12 protein-coding genes are annotated in these 15,912 nt (G+C 68.9%); 9 read left to right on the top strand and 3 right to left on the bottom strand.

The annotated features are described in order from the left end of the window. The first annotated feature begins 195 nt into the window (after nucleotides 1–195). From ACH4YP_RS06775 to ACH4YP_RS06790, 4 genes are read left to right on the top strand one after another with little or no spacing between them, the layout of a single operon-like run. Complete coding sequence (locus tag ACH4YP_RS06775; RefSeq protein ID WP_361068652.1) at nucleotides 196–1,521, top strand: glycosyltransferase; 1,326 nt, start codon at nucleotides 196–198, stop codon at nucleotides 1,519–1,521. Next, nucleotides 1,518–3,227, top strand: a complete 1,710-nt coding sequence (locus ACH4YP_RS06780) for an ArnT family glycosyltransferase (RefSeq protein WP_398489679.1) — start codon at nucleotides 1,518–1,520, stop codon at nucleotides 3,225–3,227. The genes ACH4YP_RS06775 and ACH4YP_RS06780 overlap by 4 nt, the downstream gene beginning before the upstream one ends. Continuing rightward, nucleotides 3,224–4,459 (top strand): glycosyltransferase, encoded by a 1,236-nt coding sequence (locus ACH4YP_RS06785; protein ID WP_398489680.1) that lies wholly within the window; start codon nucleotides 3,224–3,226, stop codon nucleotides 4,457–4,459. The genes ACH4YP_RS06780 and ACH4YP_RS06785 overlap by 4 nt, the downstream gene beginning before the upstream one ends. After that, entirely contained in the window at nucleotides 4,459–6,945 is a 2,487-nt protein-coding gene (locus tag ACH4YP_RS06790) for a galactose oxidase-like domain-containing protein (RefSeq protein ID WP_398489681.1), read from the top strand. Before ACH4YP_RS06785 ends, ACH4YP_RS06790 begins: the two co-directional genes overlap by 1 nt. A gap of 131 nt (nucleotides 6,946–7,076) precedes the next feature. Here the strand turns inward: ACH4YP_RS06790 and ACH4YP_RS06795 are convergent, their stop codons facing one another. The 3 genes from ACH4YP_RS06795 to ACH4YP_RS06805 form a co-directional block, all read right to left on the bottom strand. Then, complete coding sequence (locus tag ACH4YP_RS06795; RefSeq protein WP_398489682.1) at nucleotides 7,077–7,715, bottom strand: TetR/AcrR family transcriptional regulator; 639 nt, start codon at nucleotides 7,713–7,715, stop codon at nucleotides 7,077–7,079. Next, a complete protein-coding gene (locus ACH4YP_RS06800) occupies nucleotides 7,712–9,325 on the bottom strand; it encodes a DHA2 family efflux MFS transporter permease subunit (RefSeq protein ID WP_398489683.1) in 1,614 nt (537 codons plus the stop codon). Before ACH4YP_RS06800 ends, ACH4YP_RS06795 begins: the two co-directional genes overlap by 4 nt. Nucleotides 9,326–9,450: 125 nt before the next feature. Further along, nucleotides 9,451–10,164 (bottom strand): hemolysin III family protein, encoded by a 714-nt coding sequence (locus ACH4YP_RS06805; protein ID WP_359729480.1) that lies wholly within the window; start codon nucleotides 10,162–10,164, stop codon nucleotides 9,451–9,453. A gap of 337 nt (nucleotides 10,165–10,501) precedes the next feature. Between ACH4YP_RS06805 and ACH4YP_RS06810 the strand changes: the two genes are divergently transcribed. The 5 genes from ACH4YP_RS06810 (at nucleotide 10,502) to ACH4YP_RS06830 (ending at nucleotide 15,510) form a co-directional block, all read left to right on the top strand. Further along, a complete protein-coding gene (locus tag ACH4YP_RS06810) occupies nucleotides 10,502–12,346 on the top strand; it encodes a phosphoenolpyruvate carboxykinase (GTP) (RefSeq protein ID WP_361073058.1) in 1,845 nt (614 codons plus the stop codon). 339 nt (nucleotides 12,347–12,685) lie between these two features. Beyond that, nucleotides 12,686–13,168: a hypothetical protein gene (locus ACH4YP_RS06815; protein WP_398489685.1), complete on the top strand. Its 483-nt coding sequence runs from the start codon at nucleotides 12,686–12,688 to the stop codon at nucleotides 13,166–13,168. Between the two features lie 238 nt (nucleotides 13,169–13,406). Further along, a complete protein-coding gene (locus ACH4YP_RS06820; protein WP_398489686.1) occupies nucleotides 13,407–14,111 on the top strand; it encodes a SigE family RNA polymerase sigma factor in 705 nt (234 codons plus the stop codon). A 70-nt stretch (nucleotides 14,112–14,181) separates the two neighbouring features. Then, nucleotides 14,182–14,559: a hypothetical protein gene (locus ACH4YP_RS06825; protein WP_361069446.1), complete on the top strand. Its 378-nt coding sequence runs from the start codon at nucleotides 14,182–14,184 to the stop codon at nucleotides 14,557–14,559. Nucleotides 14,560–14,637: 78 nt separating this feature from the next. Then, nucleotides 14,638–15,510, top strand: a complete 873-nt coding sequence (locus ACH4YP_RS06830) for a lysostaphin resistance A-like protein (RefSeq protein ID WP_398489687.1) — start codon at nucleotides 14,638–14,640, stop codon at nucleotides 15,508–15,510. The last annotated feature ends 402 nt before the right edge of the window (nucleotides 15,511–15,912 follow it).

Raw genomic sequence — 15,912 nt, forward strand, 5'->3', positions numbered from 1 at the left:
GGCTAAAAGCCCTGCTCGTGGGGGCTGATGTGCGCATGTGTTCGGATACGCCCGACAAGTCGACTGACCATTCTGAAACACGTTATTTATCAGAACAGTTCCCGGACTTCACAGAACCCCCTTAGTCTCTCCACCGGGACGCGACAGGAGTGACTTGCTGTCGCGACAGGGGGTTTGGGGATCTGGGGGGATCTGTTGCTTACGTCTTTGCTCATTGCTGTCGTTTCGCTTGCCCTTTTTGGGATGGCTGCCTTCACCTTGTGGTGGCAGATGCACGCGTGGCGTACGCCCGAAGTGCTCGCCTCCACGCGGTTCAGAAGTCCTGACGGAGGTGAGCACCTGTCGTTCTCGCTGCTGTTGCCGGCGAGACACGAGCAGGCCGTGCTCGACCACACCATCCAGCGACTGCTGGAATCCAGCCACACCGACTTCGAGATCATCGTGATCGTCGGCCACGACGACCCGGGCACCACCGAGGTGGCCCGGAAGGCCGAGGCGCGCGACCCGCGCGTACGCGTCGTCGTCGACACCCACGAGACGAAGAACAAACCGAAGGCCATGAACACGGCGTTGCCGCACTGTCGCGGTGATGTCGTCGGAGTCTTCGACGCCGAGGACCAGGTCCACCCGGAGCTGCTCGCGCACGTCGACCACGCCTTCCGGTCGACCGACGCCGACGTCGTCCAGGGCGGCGTCCAGCTCATCAACTTCAACTCCAGCTGGTACAGCCTGCGCAACTGCCTGGAGTACTTCTTCTGGTTCCGCTCGCGGCTTCACCTGCACGCGCAGAAAGGTTTCATTCCTCTCGGCGGCAACACCGTCTTCGTCCGCACGGACGTCCTGCGGGCCGCCGACGGCTGGGACCCCGAGTGCCTCGCCGAGGACTGCGACCTGGGCGTGCGGCTCTCCAGCATCGGCAAGAAGGTCGTCGTCGCGTACGACTCCGACATGGTGACCAAAGAGGAGACGCCCGGCAGCCTGATGTCGCTGCTCAAGCAGCGCACCCGCTGGAACCAGGGCTTCCTTCAGGTCTACCGGAAGAAGGACTGGAAGCAGCTGCCCGGCTTCGGCCAGCGGCTGCTCGCCCGCTACACGCTGATGACGCCGTATCTCCAGGCGATCTCCGGCGTGATCATCCCGCTCAACGTGGCCGTCGCGCTCTTCCTCGACGTCCCGGTCGGCATCGCCTTCATCACCTTCCTGCCGGCCGTCACCGCCCTGGTCACCTTCGTCTTCGAGCTGGTCGGGCTGCACGACTTCGGCAAGCAGTACGGGCTTCGCGTCCGGTTCGTCCACTATCTCAAGCTCATCGTCGGCGGCCCCTTCTACCAGGTGCTCCTCGCCGGAGCGGCCGTCCGTGCCGTGTGGCGTGAGCAACGGGGGCGGAACGACTGGGAGCTGACCAGTCATGTCGGCGCACATCTCAGCGAGGTCGAGGCCGCCAGCGCCCTCGAAGCCACCGAAGCCACCGAAGCCGCGGCCGTAGCTTCCCGCGGGTCCCGAGAGGACGTTCCTGCGTGACCTCCACCCTTCCCGCGGTGACCACCTCCAAGGTCCCCGCGCAGCGGACACCTGCCCCGAAGACCGGTTCGACCCCTCGAACGACCCCGCTCCCGTCGCGTCTGCGCACCTCACGTGCCGATCTGGTCCTGTGCGGCGTACTCCTCGTGGTTGTCATGACCGTGCAGGGCTGGAACATCGCCGACTATCCGGCGCTCAGCGACGACGAGGGCACCTACCTCGCCCAGGCCTGGTCCGTGCAGCAGGGCACGGGGCTCGCCCACTACACCTACTGGTACGACCACCCGCCGCTCGGCTGGATACAGATAGCCCTGCTGACCTGGATACCGTCCCTGATCAGCCCCGAGTCGATGACGGTCGGCTCGATGCGGATCGTGATGCTCCTGGTCAGCGCCATCAGCGCGGTCCTCGTCTACGTACTGGCCCGCCGCCTGTGGCTGCCCCGCTGGGCGGCCGGGCTCGCGATGCTGCTCTTCGGGCTCTCACCGCTGTCGGTGGTCCTCCAGCGGGAGATCTTCCTCGACAACATCGCGGTGATGTGGACGCTGGTGGCGTTCTGCCTCGCCGCCTCCCCGAGCCGCCACCTCTGGCACCACTTCGGGGCGGGCCTCGCCGCCGCCGCGGCCGTTCTCACCAAAGAGACGATGATCTTCGTCCTGCCCGCGGTGATGATCACGATGTGGCGCCACAGCCACCGGGACACCCGCAAGTTCGCGCTCACCGGAGCCATCACGGCCTGCGTGCTGATCGGCCTGTCGTACCCGCTCTTCGCCCTCCTCAAGGGCGAGCTCTTCCCCGGCGGCGGACACGTCTCGCTGTGGGACGGCCTCGAATACCAGCTGACCAGGCCCGGTTCGGGATTCATCCTGGACCAGGGCTCCGGCTCGTACGGAGTCCTGCAGTCCTGGCTCTACTACGACCGCGTGCTGCCGCTCGGCGGCCTCGCGGGCGCGCTGCTCCTGCTGGTCACCTGGCGCTGGTCGGTGACCGCACGGGCCCTGGCCGGACCCGCGTTCACCGTCGCCATCCTCGCGCTGGTGGCCCTGCGCCCGACCGGCTACCTGCCCGCGATGTACGTCATCCAGGCCCTGCCGTTCCTCGCGCTCGTCCTCGCCGGAGGCGCCGCGAGCGTCGCACACGGGGTGCTGCGCAGGTGGCGGAGCACCGACGAGAAGGCGTTCGTCACCCGCGCCCGGTACGCGGTCGCGGCGCTGCTCGTCGCGGCCTCGGCGGCGTACGTCGTGCCGCGCTGGTACGAGGGCGACCGCACCGCCGTCACCGCCGACGCCAACGCCCCCTACCGGGCGGCCTCCAAGTGGCTGGCCACCGAGGTCGACCACCCCGAGGACACCCGCGTCCTCGTCGACGACGCGCTCTGGCTCGACCTCGTACACGCCGGGTACGAGCCGGGACTCGGCGTCATCTGGTTCTACAAGGCCGACCTCGACCCCGCGGTGACCAAGACGATGCCGCGCGGCTGGCGCGACATCGACTACGTCGTCGCCTCCCCGACCGTGCGGCGCGACGCGGCCGACCTGCCCAACGTCAAGCAGGCGATGAGGCACTCGACCCCCGTCGCCACCTTCGGCAAGGGCCCGGACCGCATCGAGATCCGGCAGGTCGGGGGCGGCGGCACGGCAAGCACGACGGGCGCCACGGGCAAGGCCGACACCGCCGACGCGGCGAGCACCGGAGGCGACCGATGACGTACGAGTCCATCGTCCCGGGGGAGTTGCACGACCCGGCCCTGCGCGCGGCCTCCACCGTTCCCGAACCCGGCGCCGTCACCATCGTCGTGCCGACCTTCAACGAGTCCGCGAACATCCGGGAGTTGCTGCACAGGATCACCGAGTCGGTGCCCTCGCGGCTGCCCTGCGAGGTCGTGTTCGTGGACGACTCCACCGACGACACACCCGAGGTGATCCGGGACGCCGCGCGGGACTGCCCGTACCCGGTGACCGTGCTGCACCGCGACACACCGGCCGGCGGGCTCGGTGGCGCGGTCGTCGAGGGCATCCGGGCCGCGTCCTCCGACTGGATCGTCGTCATGGACGGCGACCTCCAGCATCCGCCGTCCCTGGTACCGGAGTTGGTGGCCGCGGGCGAGCGCGAGCACGCCGGACTCGTCGTCGCCTCCCGCTACATCAAGGGCGGCAGCCGGGCGGGCCTCGCGGGCGGCTACCGCATCGCCGTCTCACGCGCCGCGACCCTGCTGACGAAGACGCTGTTCCCGCGGCGGCTGCGCGGCATCAGCGACCCGATGAGCGGCTTCTTCGCGATCCGCCGCAGCGCGGTCACCGCGGACGTCCTCAAGCCGCTCGGCTACAAGATCCTCCTCGAAATGGCCGTACGCGCCCGCCCGCGCCAGGTCACCGAGGTGCCGTTCGTCTTCCAGGACCGGTTCGCGGGCGAGTCCAAGTCGACCGCGCAGGAGGGCATCCGCTTCCTGCGGCACCTCGCCGGGCTGCGCACCGCCTCGCCCGTCGCCCGCATGGTGATGTTCGGGCTGATCGGCGCGACCGGGTTCCTGCCGAACCTCGCCGGGCTCTGGGCCCTGACGGCCGCCGGGATGCACTACCTGCCCGCCGAGATCGTCGCCAACCAGTTCGGCGTCGCCTGGAACTTCCTGCTCATCGAGCACCTCTGCTTCCGGGACCGCCGCGGGCACCGGCGCTGGTGGGACCGCGTGGGCCGGTTCGCGCTGCTGGCCAACGCCGACCTGGTGCTGCGCATCCCGCTCATCGCGCTGTTCGTGGGCCAGTTCGGGATGTCAGTGCTCGGCGCCACCGCGCTCGCCCTGGTGACCACCTTCGTCCTGCGGTTCGCGGGCACGGAGGCCCTGGTCTATCTGCCGAGGAAGGGAGGGCGCGCAGGAAACACGACGGCTGTCGAGACCGGCCGTCACGCAGGGAGCCGCACAGCAAGGAGAACCAGCTGATGTTCAGTAGACCCGCTCCGAAGTCCAGTAGACCCGCGCTGAAGTTCAGACGACCCGGACGGCCCGTTCGCCCCGTCCGCCCCAGACGCCGTACCGCGCTGCTCGCCGTGGGAGCCCTCACCTCGGGGCTGCTCCTCATCGCCCCGCAGCCCGCCTCCGCCGCCAACCTCGTGAAGAACCCCGGCTTCGAGACCGCCGGTACGGACGACATGCCGTACTGCTGGGAGAAGTCCGGCTGGGGCGACAACGACTTCACCTTCTCCACGGTCGGCGGCGCCCACTCCGGCTCCAAGGCCATGAAGGTCGAGCTGACCCGCCGCACCGAGGGCGACCGCAAGGCGCTGATCACCGAGTCCGCCGAGTGCGCGCCGGTCGTCAGCGTCGGCAAGCAGTACGACCTCGGGCTCTGGTACAAGTCGACGACCCCGGACACCTCGCTCACCCTCTTCCGGCACGACACGACCGCCGGCTGGCAGTACTGGACCGACCTCAAGACCCTGCCGATCAGCGGCAGTTGGGCCGAGGCCACGGTCCGTACGCCCGAGGTCCCCGCGGGCACCGACCGCATCACCTGGGGCGTCTCCGTCTACGGCACCGGCTCCGTGACCACCGACGACTACACGATGGACCAGGTCGCCGACGCGATCCCCGACCCCGTGTGCACCGGCACGGCCGAGGAGTGCGCCAACGGCAAGTGGGACGTGCTGCCCACGCAGAACCCGGTCCGCTCCATGCACTCCGTCGTCCTCAACAACGGCAAGGTGCTGCTGATCGCGGGCTCCGGCAACAGCGAGGAGATGTTCAACGCGGGCACGTTCACCAGCGCGGTCTACGACCCGGTGAACGGCACGTACAAGCAGATCCCCACGCCCAAGGACATGTTCTGCTCCGGGCACGTGCAGTTGCAGGACGGCCGGGTCCTCGTGATGAGCGGCAACAAGGGCTACCCGTCCGCCGACGGCACGATCGGCTACCAGGGCTACAAGGACTCGTACATCTTCGACCCGGTCACCGAGACGTACAGCAAGACCAACGACATGAACGACGGTCACTGGTATCCGTCGGCGACGATCCTCGGCAACGGTGACGTGATCTCCTTCGGCGGGCTGAAGGAGGACTCCACGGGGTCCGTGACGGCCGAGCGCTGGTCGGCCGCCGAGAACAAGTGGCTGCCGCTGTGGCAGGTCAACCAGACCTGGTCGTACTGGGGTCTGTACCCGTCGATGGTCCTGATGCAGGACGGCCGCCTCTTCTACACGGGCAGCCACACCTTCGGCAACAACATCCCCGGCACGGGTTCGGCGATCTACGACTACGACGCCAACACCACCACCGAGGTGCCCGGACTGCAGCGCAAGGACGAGCGCGACCAGTCGGCGAGCGTGCTGCTGCCTCCCGCCCAGGACCAGAAGGTCCTCACCATCGGCGGCGGCAACATCGACTCGAACCCCGACGCGAACCGGCTCACCGACATCATCGACCTGAAGTCCGCCAACCCCGCGTACGTCGCCGGGCCGCCGCTCCCGCAGGGCACCGTCGACCTGGGCAACGGCAAGATCCCGCAGACCGGCGCCCAGGGCAAGATGTACGTCTCCGCCGTGCTGCTGCCCGACGGGAAGGTCCTGGAGACGGGCGGCGCCCTGCACAACCGCGCCAACCCGGTCTACGAGTCGTCGATCTTCGACCCGGCGTCGGAGACCTTCGACCCGGTGGCCGCCGACCCCGAGGCCCGCGGCTACCACTCCTCCGCGTTCCTGCTCCCCGACGGCCGTGTGATGGCGACCGGCGACAACCCGGGCAACGGCTCCTGGAACCACAACGTGTCGATCTACACCCCGCCGTACCTCCTCAAGGGCGCCCGCCCGACGATCACTTCGGTGATCGACAACGAGTGGACGTACGGAGACACGCAGCGCATCACGGTCGACCGGCCCATCGCCAAGGCGGAGCTGATCCGTCCGGCCGCGGTGACGCACTCGTCCGACCCGAACCAGCGCTTCGTGGACCTGCCGCTCTCCGTCGACGGCAACAACGTCGACCTGAACGTGACGAGCAACCCCAACCTGGCCCCGCCCGGCTGGTACATGCTCTTCGCGGTCGACGCCAACGGCGTGCCGTCGGTGGCGAAGTGGGTCCACCTCCAGGGCCCGTCCGCCATGGCGGCGGCTGCCGAGGACGCCCCCTCGGCGCACGAGCACTCCTTCGCGGACTCGCTCGAAGGCAAGGTCAAGAAGCCCGGCAAGAAGCGCGCCTCGGCCAAGGTCAGCACGACCGTCGCCGGCTGCGACCGCCACTACGGCTCCGTCAACGTCTGCGTCCCGACGGTCTTCCCCGACGAGGTCAAGAAGACGACGGCGGCCCGCTGCGCCTGGCTGAAGGAGAACGACTACGGCCGCCTCAAGATCAACGGCAAGGACGACCCCCTGCGCCTGGACCGCGACAAGGACGGGTTGGCGTGCGGAAAGGGCGACGTGACGAGGCGCTGAGTACGCCTTCATGACGGCCCCCCTCACTGCGAGGGCAAGTGGGGTCTGAGTCCCAGCGACACGCCGTGCATGCGGCGTGTCGCTGGGACTGAGCAGACACTTAAGCCTTGCAGCACCCGCACCCGCACCCGCTACTCGGGCCGCGGCGCGAGTCCGTGCTCCAGGACGTTCAGGGCGCGGTCGACGAGGTCGGCGAAGTCGTCCTCGTGGTGGTGCTCGGCCCAGTAGAGGGACACCTCCATCAGGCCGCCGACGAGGGACATCGCGAAGACGCGTACCTCGAAGCTGCCGGGGTCCCGGTCGGTGCGCTCGCCGATGACCTGGCAGAGCAGGTGGCCCGTGACCGACATGCTCTCCATCATCCGCGAGCGCACGGCGGGCACCTCGGCCATCAGCCTGGTCCGTACCCGGGTGACCTCGGGGTCGTCGGCCATCCCGACGGACACGGCCTTCTTCAGCACGTACCTCAGGGAGTCCATCGGCGGCTCGTCCGTCGGCCGGGCCCGCAGCTCCGACTCCAGCAGCGGGTCGTACTCGTCCGTGAGGACGATGTCCTCCTTGGTCGGGAAGTAACGGAAGACCGTGGACGGCGACACCTCGGCGAGCTCGGCGATCTGCTCGATCGTCGTGGCGTCGTACCCCTGCTCCTCGATCAGCCGGTAGGTCGCGTCACGGATCGCCGTCCGTGTCTTGATCTTCTTCCGCTCACGAAGTCCCAGCTGGGGGCGGTCGGCGGGGATGGAGGTACGTGCGGCCATCATGGGGGTCATTGTCGGCCATCGGCCGGGGCGGGGGCCATGTCCGGGGCGGGCTTGCCCGCCACGGGCCCCGGGACGTCCCGCGATCCGGTGTTCGACCCGGTGCTCGATTCGGTGTTCGACTCGGTGTTCGGCAGGAACGCCCCCGCCAGCAGCGCCGCCACGAGCGAGGCGATCCCGCACACCAGCAGGACGAGGCCCATGCCGTGCACGTACGCCGTGTTCGCGGAGGTGACCAGGTCGGCGGCGCCCGCGCGGTCTCCGACGAGGTGGGCCGCGACCACGGACTCCCGGGCGGTGTCCGCCGCCCGCTCGGGCAGCCCGGTCACGTCGAGCCGGTCCCGGAACGTGCTCGCCAGCAGACTGCCGAGCAGCGCGATACCGATCGCCCCGCCGACCTGGCGCAGCGTCATGAGCAGCCCGGAACCGCTGCCGGCCCGGTCGGCGGGGAGCGCGGCGAGCGCCCCGTCCATCGCGGGGACGACGGCGAAGCCGAAGCCGAGGCCCGCGATCGACAGCCACAGCGCGGTGAAGCCGTACCCGGACTCGACCGTCGTACGACTGCCGAGGAGCGCGGCGAAGGCCAGCACCACCAGACCGGCGCTCACCACGCCACGCGATCCGAACCGCTCGACGACCGGCTGGGCCGCCTTCGCCGCGACCATCAGCCCGCCCATCATCGGCAGCATGCGTACGCCCGTACCGAGGGCGTCGTTGCCGAGGACGGCCTGCAGATACGGCGGGAGCACGAACATCAGGCCGGACAGGACGAACATCACGAGCGTCGCCGCGACCGCGTTGAGCAGGAAGCCGCGGTGGCCGAGCAGCGACATGTCGAGCATGGGGCGTACGGACCGGCGCTCGCGCACCACGAGCGCGGTCAGCAGGGCGAAGGACCCGGCGATCAGGGCGAGCACGAGCGGGTCGCCCCAGCCGCGGTTCGGGGCCTCGATGATCGCGTAGATCAGCGCGCCGAGCCCGGCCGCGGTGAGCGCGGTGGAGACGGCGTCGACCCTGGGGGAGGCCGGGTCCCGTGTCTCCGGCAGCAGGAAGAGGCAGGCGGTGATGCCGATCGCGGCCATCGGGACGTTGATCAGGAAGACCGAGCCCCACCAGAAGTGGTCGAGGAGCCAGCCGCCGATGATCGGGCCGAGCGGCATGCCGAGCGCGGAGGCGGCCGAGATGATGCCGACCGCCTTGGTGCGCTCGGTGGGCGGGAAGAGCGAGGGCAGGACGGACAGGGCGAGCGGCATCACCAGCGCGGCGCCCACGCCCATCACCGCACGAGCGACGACGACCCAGGTCACATCGCCCGCCAGGGCGCCGACCAGCGAACCGGCGAGGAAGACGCCGAGCCCGGCCATCAGCATCCGGCGCCGCCCGAACCGGTCGCCGAGCAGTCCGGCCGGGAGCATCAGCGCCGCGAAGACGACGATGTACGAGTCCGCCATCCACTGCTGCTGACCGGTGCTCGCGCCGAGCTGCCCGGCCATCGTCGGCAGCGCCACGTTGAGGATCGTCATGTCGAAGCCGAGTACGAGCATGCTCGCGACCAGGGCGCCGAGGGCCCACCAGCGACGGGGGTCGAGGTGTGTCTCGGGGTGTGGAGTGACAGTAGCCATGAAATGAGAGTAGCTCTCAAAAGATGGTTACTGTCAATGGGTGGGAGCGGATGTACTGGGCCGGGCACGCCGAAGGGCCCCACCGCGCGATGCGGTGGGGCCCTTCCGGTAAGGCTCGTCGGTGGCTATCCGTGCTGGTAGGCCACCATCGAGATGCCGATGTAGTGCGTGGCGAACGCCGCGAGCGTGAGGGAGTGGAAGACCTCGTGGAAGCCGAACCAGCGCGGTGACGGGTCGGGGCGCTTGAGGGCGTAGATCACGCCGCCCGCGCTGTAGAGCAGCCCGCCCACGATCACGAGGACCAGTACGGCGATCCCGCCCGCCCGCATGAAGTCGGGCAGGAAGAAGACGGCCGCCCAGCCCATCGCGATGTAGCACGGGGTGTAGAGCCAGCGCGGGGCGCCGATCCAGAACACCCGGAAGGCGATGCCCGCGACGGCCGCGCCCCAGATGCCCCACAGCAGCCACTGCCCCTTGGCCTCGGGCAGCAGCAGCATCGTCAGCGGTGTGTACGAGCCCGCGATGATCAGGAAGATGTTCGCGTGGTCGAGTCTGCGCAGCACGCCGTCCATGCGTGGCGTCCAGGTGCCCCGGTGGTAGATCGCGCTGACGCCGAACAGCAGGCAGGCCGTGAGCGCGAAGATCGCGCAGGCGATACGGGCGCGGGTCGAGTCGGCGAGTGCGGTCAGGACGAGGCCGGAGACGAGTACGGCCGGGAACATCCCGGCGTGCAGCCATCCGCGAAGCTTCGGCTTGACCGGATGCGGCAGGGAGAGCGCTTCGGCGACGCGGTCTACGACCGGCGTGTCCGAGGGCGCGTCGGGGACGGACGCAGTCATGCAGGGCATCGTACCTACGGAACCGTAAGTTACGCATCAGTCCGACCGTATGAAGGGCCCCAAGTGGGCATGGTCTCACCGGTGTACGGGGTGAGCGGCTGGTGGGCGGAAAGTGGCCCGGGTAAATGGCCGGCAATAAGTGGCGATGCTCACGATGCTCAGCTGTGAGGCCCTCTGGACATATGCGCGGACCCGTCGGATGATCAAATGAGTGCGGTCGGCACCGGATGAGCGCCAGAAAGATCGATTACGTGTCGGAAAGATCGGTTACGTGAAGCATCCGGGTCGCGGCCCCCACGGGGCACAAAAAAACCAAAACCCTCATCTAGGAGCAATCGTGGCGCGCGACATCGCGGCTCCCTCAACCGTTCCCACCAATCACCAGGAACTGATCTCGTGGGTCAACGAGATCACCGAACTGACGCAGCCGGACAGCGTGGTCTGGTGTGACGGCTCAGAGGCCGAATACGAGCGACTGAGCGAGGAGCTCGTCCGCAGGGGCACCTTCAAGAAACTCGACCCGATCAAGCGCCCCAACTCCTACTACGCCGCCTCTGACCCGACCGATGTCGCGCGGGTCGAGGACCGGACGTTCATCTGCTCCGAGAAGGAGCAGGACGCGGGCCCGACGAACCACTGGAAGGCCCCCGGCGAGATGCGGGAGATCTTCCAGGGCACGGGCACCGGCGCGGACGGCGAGGGCGGTGTCTTCCGCGGCTCGATGAAGGGCCGGACGATGTACGTCGTCCCGTTCTGCATGGGCCCGCTCGGCTCCGACCTCTCCGCGATCGGCGTCGAGATCACCGACTCGGCGTACGTCGCCGTGTCCATGCGCACCATGACCCGCATGGGTCAGCCCGTGCTGGACGAGCTCGGCTCCGACGGATTCTTCGTGCGTGCTGTGCACACGCTCGGGGCGCCGCTGGAGGCGGGCGAGGCGGACGTGCCGTGGCCGTGCAACTCCACGAAGTACATCTCGCACTTCCCGGAGACCCGCGAGATCTGGTCGTACGGCTCCGGCTACGGCGGCAACGCGCTGCTCGGCAAGAAGTGCTACGCCCTGCGCATCGCGTCCGTGATGGCGCGGGACGAGGGCTGGCTCGCCGAGCACATGCTGATCCTCAAACTGACGCCTCCGCAGGGCGAGTCGAAGTACGTGGCGGCGGCCTTCCCGTCGGCCTGCGGCAAGACCAACCTCGCGATGCTGGAGCCGACGGTCGGCGGCTGGACCGTCGAGACGATCGGCGACGACATCGCGTGGATGCGGTTCGGCGAGGACGGCCGGCTGTACGCCATCAACCCGGAAGCCGGTTTCTTCGGTGTCGCGCCCGGCACCGGTGAGCACACCAACGCCAACGCGATGAAGACGCTGTGGGGCAACTCCGTCTTCACGAACGTCGCGCTGACCGACGACAACGACATCTGGTGGGAGGGCATGACGGAGGAGACTCCGGCCCACCTGACGGACTGGAAGGGCAACGACTGGACGCCGGAGTCGGGGACCCCGGCGGCCCACCCCAACGCCCGCTTCACCGTCCCCGCCTCCCAGTGCCCGATCATCGCGCCCGAGTGGGAGGACCCCAAGGGCGTACCGATCTCGGCGATCCTGTTCGGCGGCCGTCGTGCCACGGCGGTCCCGCTGGTGACGGAGTCCTTCGACTGGAACCACGGCGTCTTCCTCGGTGCGAACGTGGCGTCGGAGAAGACGGCGGCGGCCGAGGGCAAGGTCGGCGAGCTGCGCCGCGACCCCTTCGCGATGCTGCCCTTCTGCGGCTACAACATGGGCGACTACATGGGCCACTGGGTGGATGTCGCCAAGGACAAGGACCAGTCCAAACTCCCGAAGATCTACTACGTCAACTGGTTCCGCAAGAACGACGAGGGCAAGTTCGTCTGGCCCGGCTTCGGTGAGAACAGCCGCGTCCTGAAGTGGATCGTCGACCGCCTCGACGGCAGGGCGGAGGGCGTCGAGACCCCGATCGGCATCCTGCCGACCAAGGAGGCCCTGGACACGAAGGGCCTCGAACTCTCCGAGTCCGACCTGGACTTCCTCCTCACGGTCGACAAGGAGGTCTGGCGCGAGGAGGCCGCCCTGGTCCCCGAGCACCTCAACACCTTCGGCGACCACACACCGACGGAACTGTGGGACGAGTACCGGGCCCTGGTGAAGCGCCTGGGCTGAGGCCCGCCGCTGCGTGAACTCCGCCGTATGAACTCGGCTGTATGAACTCCGTATGGGCGGGGCCCCACGATGTCGTGGGGCCCCGCCCATACGAGGTTAGGGACCGTTCGCCGAACTCGGACGGCGAACTCGTACGGGCAGTTGACTCGTGGACCGACCCGGTCCTGGTGACGCAGATCACTCGATGGCTCCCGTGTTCGTCTCGTCCGACCCGCAACCCCCAGGGGCATCGGACGTCTGTCGGTGTGGATGCGCCTCCAGCACGGGGCCGCCGCACGGGAAACCACCCGTGGCGGACGGCCGGCCGACAGACAGACACCGATGATTCGAGGACCGACAATGTCAGCACGTCACTCCGCCGTCCGCAGCTTCCGTCCAGGCCGGGTCCGCATTGTTCTGGGCACGTCCGTCGTGGGCGCCACGCTGGCTCTCGGCGGGGCCGTCACAGCCAACGCCGCGACCGGTCAGGCGGGCGCCTCCACCGACGCACAAGAGCCGGCCTCGGTCTCCTCGGTGGCGTCCACCGCCACCGGGAAGCACGCCAAGCCCTACGTGTCCGGGTCGGAGACGCCGGCCGCCAAGCCCTCGGCGAAGCCCGCCACCGCAGCGAAGCACGCCAGCCCTGTGCCGACCCCGGTCGGTCAGGCGAACCCCGCTCCGGCTCCGGTCGGACAGGATTACCCCGCGCCGACCCCGGTCGGTCAGGATTACCCCGCGCCGACCCCGGTCGGTCAGGGTTACCCCGCGCCGACCCCGGTGGGACAGGGCTACCCCGCCCCGACCCCGGTGGGACAGGGTTCCGCCCCGACCCCGTACGGATAGCCGTACCCCGCTCCGGTTCCGGTCCGGTAGGGATCTCCGGAGTTCGATGGTGTCCCGCCACGTGCAACGCCCTTGCACGGCAGGGGACTTGGCCCGGAGTTTCTGCCCGCTGATCGATTGACGGTCGTTCGGCGGCACCACGTGAACGCGTGCTGCACGGCTCAGGGCCCGGCAGTACGGTCCGGTCCGCCCGGGGCCCCGGGCGGACCGGACCGGTACCACGACGTCCAGGAGACATGTGAGAACAGCGACGATCCCAGCAGCCGTGCCGTCGGCCGCCTGGCGGCGGATCACGTACAGCCAGGTGCACGCCTTGGTTCGCGGCGCCATGGATCTGCTGCGCCGAGCACAGGACCGGCTCGCGCTGCGCTCACCGACAAACCGGCAGACCACCGGGAGAGTTCCGTTCGCGGCGGTGCCTCGCGCCCCCGGCGCTGCCTCGGCCGCCGCCGGCGACGAGCACGGCTTCAACGAGCTCTACCGCCATCGCCGACTGGCCCTGGTGCGGCTGGCCCTGCTCCTGGTGGATGACCTCCCGACGGCGGAGGACGTGGTGCAGGACGCCTTCACGGCGTTCCTCCGCCGCCACGGCGGCCGGCTCGTGGAGGTGGACGACCCCGAGGCGTATCTGCGGACCAGCGTGGTCAACGCGGCCCGCTCGGTCCTGCGGCGGCGTCGCACGTCACGCGCCCACGTACCCGAGCGCCAACGCCACGTCCCGCCGGCCGACAAGGCCGTGCTGCTCGCCGAGACCCATCAGGAAGTGATCGACGCGTTGAGCCGTCTCACCCGTCGGCAGCGCGAGGTCCTGGTCCTGCGCTACTGGTCGGACCTCACCGAGGCCCAGATCGCCGACACTCTCGGGGTCTCCCGCGGGACGGTCAAGTCAACCGCCAGCCGAGCACTGGACGCTCTCGGCAGACAACTGGAGATCCCCCGATGACCGAGTACCTCTCCCAGCCATACTCCCGTCCTTCCCACTGCCGGCGGTGCGTGAGAGCGGAGACCCGCCGATGAGCCGCGGTCAGCTCCACGACGAGGCGGTCGAACAACGACTGCGCGACGCCCTGGAGGCCCGGGCCAACTCCGTCGACCTGGAAAGCCTGCGGCCGGGCGTTCCGCCCACCAAGTCCAGCCGGTCTTTCCTCCCGTCCCGCCGGACCGTCGTCGTCCTGCTCGGCCTGGCCGCAGCCGTTGCCTCCGTACTGCTCGCCGTCCACGAACGGGATTCGAACACCCCGGTCAGGCCCGCTGACACGCCCTCAATCTCACCAAGCCCCTCCACGCGCCAGCCGGGCCCGACTCCCTCCGCCGTCGTGAGTCCAGCTCCCGGGGCGGTCACCACCTCGAACACACCGGACTCTGTCCCCACCACCTTCATCGAACCATGACAATTCCGCCCGCACTTTCGGGAATCAATCAGAAATTCCTCCACGTGGCACGCACCTGGCACGATTGAAAGGTAAAGCGTGAATAGCGCGACCCCTCTTCACCATAAAAGCAGCCTCGTCATTTTCGGGGCTGTCACGTTCGCGTCGAGCTGGGGTTTCTGGCTCATCGCGATCGCACTCGGTGGATCGGTGAAGGATTCCCCCAGCGTCGTTCCCTATGTACTCGGCGGCTTCGGCCCGGTGTTCGGCGCGATCGTGGTCCGGGTGCGCCGCTCCCGCCGCCGTGAAGCCCCTCCTGCCCGCGCGGTGGGGCTCCGGACCGGCATGCGGCTGCACTGGGTGCTGCCCCTGCTGGTGATGGCGTCGGCAACGGTGCTGGCGGCCGCGCTGCTCTCCGACCTCCTGGGTGGGCCCGCGATGAGCTTCGCGGAGGGGCGGAGCATGATGTCGGACGCCGGCGGAGCCGTGCCGTTCTTCGTCAGCATGCTGATCGCCGGCCCGTTGTCCGAGGAGCCCGGTTGGCGTGGCACGGCACATCCACGCCTACGTGCGTCGTTCGGCCGCTTTCAGGCCGGCCTTCTTCTGGGTGTCGTCTGGGCGATATGGCATTTGCCGCTGTTCTTCGTCTCGGGGACCCTCCAGGAAGAATTCGGCCTGATCAGCTGGAGCGGCCCGCTGTTCGCGCTCAGCGTCATTCCGATGGCATTCCTGACCGCTTACGCATACGATCGTGCCGGGGTTGTGGCGTCGATTGCGGTTCACTTCGGCGTCAACGCGACAATCGCGATGCTGACCGTGAAATCGCCCGTGACGCCGGCATGCATCGTGGCGGTGCAGACCATTGTCGCGATCATCCTGCTCACCTCACAGCGCGACCGCCGGGCGGACCTGCCGGTCCATGCGGATACCCACCCACGCCAGACGGTCACGGGCACCACCGAAGCCGTGTGACGAGCCGTGACTGTTGCCGGTCTCCGTCTCTGTCCCCGTCTCGTTCATCGGCAGTGACGTGTTCACCGTCATGAACACCCGCCCCGCGAACGCGCGTTGGCCACGGCCACGCTCACTTCGCCTCCCCACCACTCCTCAGCGCCTCCGAACGCCCCTCCCGCTGAGGCCGGTTGGAGTCGCCTTGGTGGAGATGCCGAACGGTTCTGGCGCAGATCTCGGGGAGCGGTCGCGGAGCCTCACTGAAGCAGGATCATCTTGCGGAGCACGTCGAATCCGGCACGACCGTACAGCCGTCTCTTGATCTTCTTGATGCGGTTCACAGCACCATCGGCACCGCCGGAACTCCAGCAGGGCGTCCACCGGAGCGGACGCCCTGCCGGCTGCGCGGCGGCAGCGAGGCTG

This window comes from Streptomyces sp. NPDC020747, assembly GCF_044334695.1.
In the GTDB taxonomy this organism is placed as follows: domain Bacteria; phylum Actinomycetota; class Actinomycetes; order Streptomycetales; family Streptomycetaceae; genus Streptomyces.